The sequence below is a fragment of the Rhodococcus sp. NPDC059968 genome, from assembly GCF_042738615.1.
Taxonomy (GTDB): Bacteria; Actinomycetota; Actinomycetes; order Mycobacteriales; family Mycobacteriaceae; genus Rhodococcus_F.
The window spans coordinates 1-3993 of sequence record NZ_JBHWUE010000219.1 but is presented as its reverse complement, the minus strand read 5'-3'; the positions used below and the strand labels follow the sequence as shown (position 1 = coordinate 3993).

Sequence of the window (3993 nt, the reverse complement as noted above, 5' to 3'; positions counted from 1 at the left end):
GGACCGTCGCGCCGGATCGGTCGATCTGCCCCGGCACACCGGCCAGCATAAAGATCCCACCGATTCCCGCTCTTGTCGACGATGCCTCCGCGGACTGGGTGGATGTGTCTACCGGACACGGACAGCCCGGCGGCGCTGTGATCGACTCGCACCCACTGCCTGGGCAGTTTGGGGGCAGACCGGGCGGGTACGCGAAGGCGGTGAAGGCGAACGAGCACCTGCAGAGAAGGCACTCCGAGGCGGCGGGTGAGCAGGTCTCGGTGCTGTTGATCGCGGATCCAGGCAAGCCTGCGGCTCTCGCGGAACGCGTCGCAGAGCGTCTGCCGGAACGCCTGCGAAGCCGTGACCGCCTCAACCGCCGGTGGACGACGTGCGTGCGCCGCAAGCCCTACCTCCCCGACGAGCAAGCGGATTTCGCAGATGTCATCGACACGGTCGATCCGTCCTCCGAAGGGGAGGACATCGTCGTGTACCTCACCGATCTGCCGCGCCGCGAGGACACCCTGCCGGTGGTGGCCGACGTCAGCGCCGACCACAAATTCGCGCTCATCTCCGTCGCCGGGGTGGGCGGCGTCCACATCGAGCGCCGCGTCCGCACCGTCACCGAACTCGCGATCGCCCGCATCCTCGATGAACCGGAACTGACGCCGCCGGGCGCGGCGCGACGGTTCCCGTGTGTGCAGTCTGAGGACGGCATCCGGTACTTCGCGCCCTCGGGGCTGCGGCGACTGCGACTGCTGTCGGGGATGGTGCGGGCGAATCGGCCGTGGCGACTGGTCACCGGACTGTCGAAGGTGCTCGTCGGCGCCTTCGCCACGGGTGCGATCGCGCTGGCCACCAACACGATCTGGTTGTTCGCCGACACGATGGGTCCGTGGCGTATGAGTGCGGCGACGATACTGTCGATCGTGGCGATGATTCTCTGGCTGATCCTCGACCACGAACTCTGGGAGCGGCCGACGTCGTCGGAGGAACGCGATCGACCTGTGCTGTACAACACCGCGACCGTGATCACCCTGGTCATCGGCGTCGTCGTCCTCCACGTGGCCCTGTTCTGCCTGCTGCTGTTCACCGCGTGTCTGACTCTTCCCCCGGAACTGCTGTCCCGCATTCTCGGGCACGGGGTGAACTTCTCCGACTACCTCACGCTCGCCTGGCTTTTGGCGTCCATCGCCACCATCGGTGGGGCACTCGGGTCGGGCCTCGAGGACGACGCCGCCGTCAAGGCGGCGGCGTACGGGGTCCGGCAGCGGCAGCGCATCGAGGAGACCCAGAGTCGGTCGAACGAGGCGGAATGAATGATCGCCCGGGAAGCGTGCGACCCAATTGGGCTCTCCGGGCGAGGTTTGCGCTACCGTCTGCCGATCCCTCACCGGTGTTGGATCCCTTACACGGGCGTTTGGGCCGCGGTGAACCGCCCGGGTCGCGCCGCTGCACGGTGCGCCCGTGCGTGGACCGTTCGTGACTCAGTGTGTGCTGAGTCGGTCGAGCAGCTCTTGCAGCAGCGTGGTCTCGCCGGGGCTGAGTCCGTCGGGGTCGTCCTCGACGAGCGTGCGGAGTGCAACCGCGGCACTGGCCCGGGTCGGTTTCGGGCGGGTCGAGCCCGCCGGGTGGCGGTCGGACGGGTGGGTGACCACCCCCGCGATGGCCGCTTCACGGACCCGGTCGGACAGGCCGTGGTCGACCTGCCCTTCGGGCTGGGTGATCAGGGCCAGGGTGGCCCCCACGTTCGCGGCCAGGAGCTGGGCTGCGGCGTCGCGCGGCGGCACGGCCAGCACACCATCCCGGGCGGCGGCGTTGAGCAGCTCGACGAGCATCGCCAGGGCGGGTGCGGTGATCGTGCACGGTGTGCCGGGCTCGACCCGTCCGTAGAGCAGGGCGTAGAAGGTGGGGTTACTCAACCCGAACGCGACGTGGCGGTCCCATCCTGCGCGCACATCGTCGAGCGGGTCGTCGGAGACCCCCGGCGCGTGAGCCGACGCCACGAACTGGGTGAAGCCGTGGTTGAGCACCGCGTCGATGAGACCTTGTTTGTTGCCGAAGTGGTGATAGAGCGTCGGTGCCTGCACACCAGCCCGCTCGCACACCGCCCTGGTGGACACCGTCCGGTCGCCTGACTCCTCCAACAGCTGCGCCGCAGCGAGAAGCAAGCGATCCCGGGCGGCCCCGGCCACTCGTGTCACAGCCATGCCGCTACATTACTACTTGTACCGTTATACAAGTGAATGTAGCGTGTATAGCGATGGCCTGGTCGGCGTGCACATCCCGATCCGAAAGGAAGATGTCATGACTACAGCTGTTCCCAAGGTGGTCACCCGCTACTTCGAGGCCGACGCCCGCCGTGACATCGACGCTCTGGTCGCGCTGTTCGCCGACGATGCGGTCGTGATCGACGAGGGCCAGACACGTCGGGGGGCCACCGAGATCCGGGGCTGGCAGACGGGGGCGGCGTCGGAGTTCGAGTACACGACGGAGGTCCTCGGCGTTGCCGCCGACGGCGAGGACCACCACCTGGTCACAGCTCGTCTCGACGGCAACTTCCCCGGCGGCACCGCCACATTGACCTTCGACTTCACCGTCACCGGAGAACTCATCAGCCGTCTGGAGATCGCACCGTGACCACCACGGAGGCCGTCCGCACCGGTGCCGGTTCCTACGGTTACGCAGGCAAGCGTGTCGTCGTCACCGGTGGCACCGCCGGCATCGGCGCCGCGGTCGTCGCCCAGCTCACCGCGGCGGGCGCCCGGGTGATGACCACCGCGCGTTCACGGCCGGAGTGGGCCGCGGACTTGTTCGTGCAAGCCGACGTCAGCACCCCGACGGGCGTGCAGACACTCGCCACCCGGGCGCTGGACGAGTTTGGTGGGGTCGACGTCGTTGTGCACGTCGTGGGGGGGTCCTCGGCCCCGCCGGGCGGGGTCCTGGCCCTCACCGATGCGCACTGGCAGTCCGACCTCGACACCAACCTGCTTGCCGCCGTCCGCCTGGACCGAGCCCTGGTGCCGTCGATGGTCGAGCAAGGCTCCGGGGTGATCGTGCACATCTCCTCGATTCAGAGTCGCCTCCCGCTGAAATCGACGATCGCCTACGCCGCGTCGAAGGCCGCACTGTCGAACTACAGCAAGGCGCTGGCCAACGAGCTGGGCCCCCAAGGGATCCGCGTCGTCAGCATCGCCCCCGGATTCGTCGAGACCGACGCCGCCACCCGCCTCATCGAGCGGATCGCGCAGGATTCGAGCACCGACACCCAGGCCGCCCGGCAGCAGCTCATGGACGCCCTCGGAGGCATCCCGCTCGGCCGACCAGCCCAGCCCCACGAGGTGGCCGCGCTCGTCGCCTTCGTCGCCTCCGACCAGGCCGCAGCCATCACCGGAACCGAGCTCACCATCGACGGTGGCACCATACCCACCACCTGACACCGCCTCGCCATCGACGCCACCGATGCCACCGAGCAGGAGAACGAGCCGACAAGCCCTCGCCGGTTTTGCCGGTGTCATGGTTTGCAGCGCAGGTTGCCTCGACTAGGCCGACTCATGACCGGAACGAGCTGAGATGCCCGGGTCCCGACAGCCCCATCCGGTGAAGAATCCCAAATCGGGCGACCAAGGGACACGATCGGCTCTGGATAGTTATGCGCTGTTTTGGGTTGTCTCTCATTCGAGTTTCTGACGCCCAGATCCGTGAGACACCGATCGCGGCAGCGCCGTGTGGGGATCGGCTACGTGCAGCAGGGTCGCTGTCACGTGTCCTGTTGGATCGTTACTGTGCCAGGTGTGAGGGAACCGGTGCTGGATCGGCACGTCGACGTTGCACAGCTGTGGCGACTGGCCAGTGACGCGGCTAGGAAGGGCGAGAAGTGGGGGCAGCGCAAGAAGTCGGTGAGCGAGCCCATGGTGACCTACGCCCAGCTGCGACGTGACAGACGCGGCGCGAAACGGTGGGTCGCCGAGGTCGTTGATCTTCTGGGATATTTCGACCTGTCAGCGGACTGGC

4 protein-coding genes and 1 pseudogene are annotated in these 3993 nt (G+C 67.7%); 4 read left to right on the top strand and 1 reads right to left on the bottom strand.

Features of this window, described 5'->3' with window-relative positions:
- Window positions 1–200 precede the first annotated feature (200 nt).
- Complete coding sequence (locus ACFWAY_RS53125) at window positions 201–1298, top strand: hypothetical protein (RefSeq protein WP_378516453.1); 1098 nt, start codon at window positions 201–203, stop codon at window positions 1296–1298.
- Between the two features lie 168 nt (window positions 1299–1466).
- Here the strand turns inward: ACFWAY_RS53125 and ACFWAY_RS53120 are convergent, their stop codons facing one another.
- Window positions 1467–2189 carry a TetR/AcrR family transcriptional regulator gene (locus tag ACFWAY_RS53120; RefSeq protein ID WP_378516452.1) on the bottom strand — a complete coding sequence of 241 codons (723 nt, stop codon included), beginning with the start codon at window positions 2187–2189 and terminating at the stop codon, window positions 1467–1469.
- 97 nt (window positions 2190–2286) lie between these two features.
- Here ACFWAY_RS53120 and ACFWAY_RS53115 point away from each other — a divergent pair, with 97 nt between their 5' ends.
- From ACFWAY_RS53115 to ACFWAY_RS53105, 3 genes and pseudogenes are all read left to right on the top strand, one after another.
- Window positions 2287–2619, top strand: coding sequence for a nuclear transport factor 2 family protein (locus ACFWAY_RS53115; protein WP_378516451.1), 333 nt, complete (start codon window positions 2287–2289; stop codon window positions 2617–2619).
- Window positions 2616–3416 (top strand): SDR family oxidoreductase, encoded by an 801-nt coding sequence (locus ACFWAY_RS53110; RefSeq protein ID WP_378516450.1) that lies wholly within the window; start codon window positions 2616–2618, stop codon window positions 3414–3416. The genes ACFWAY_RS53115 and ACFWAY_RS53110 overlap by 4 nt, the downstream gene beginning before the upstream one ends.
- Before the next feature lie 357 nt (window positions 3417–3773).
- Window positions 3774–3993: pseudogene (locus ACFWAY_RS53105) on the top strand (hypothetical protein); the annotation flags it as partial.

Coding starts and splice junctions, on each gene's coding strand:
- ACFWAY_RS53120 (WP_378516452.1), bottom strand. CDS start 2,189: ATGGCTGTGACACGAGTGGCCGGGGCCGCCCGGGATCGCTTGCTTCTC.
- ACFWAY_RS53115 (WP_378516451.1), top strand. CDS start 2,287: ATGACTACAGCTGTTCCCAAGGTGGTCACCCGCTACTTCGAGGCCGAC.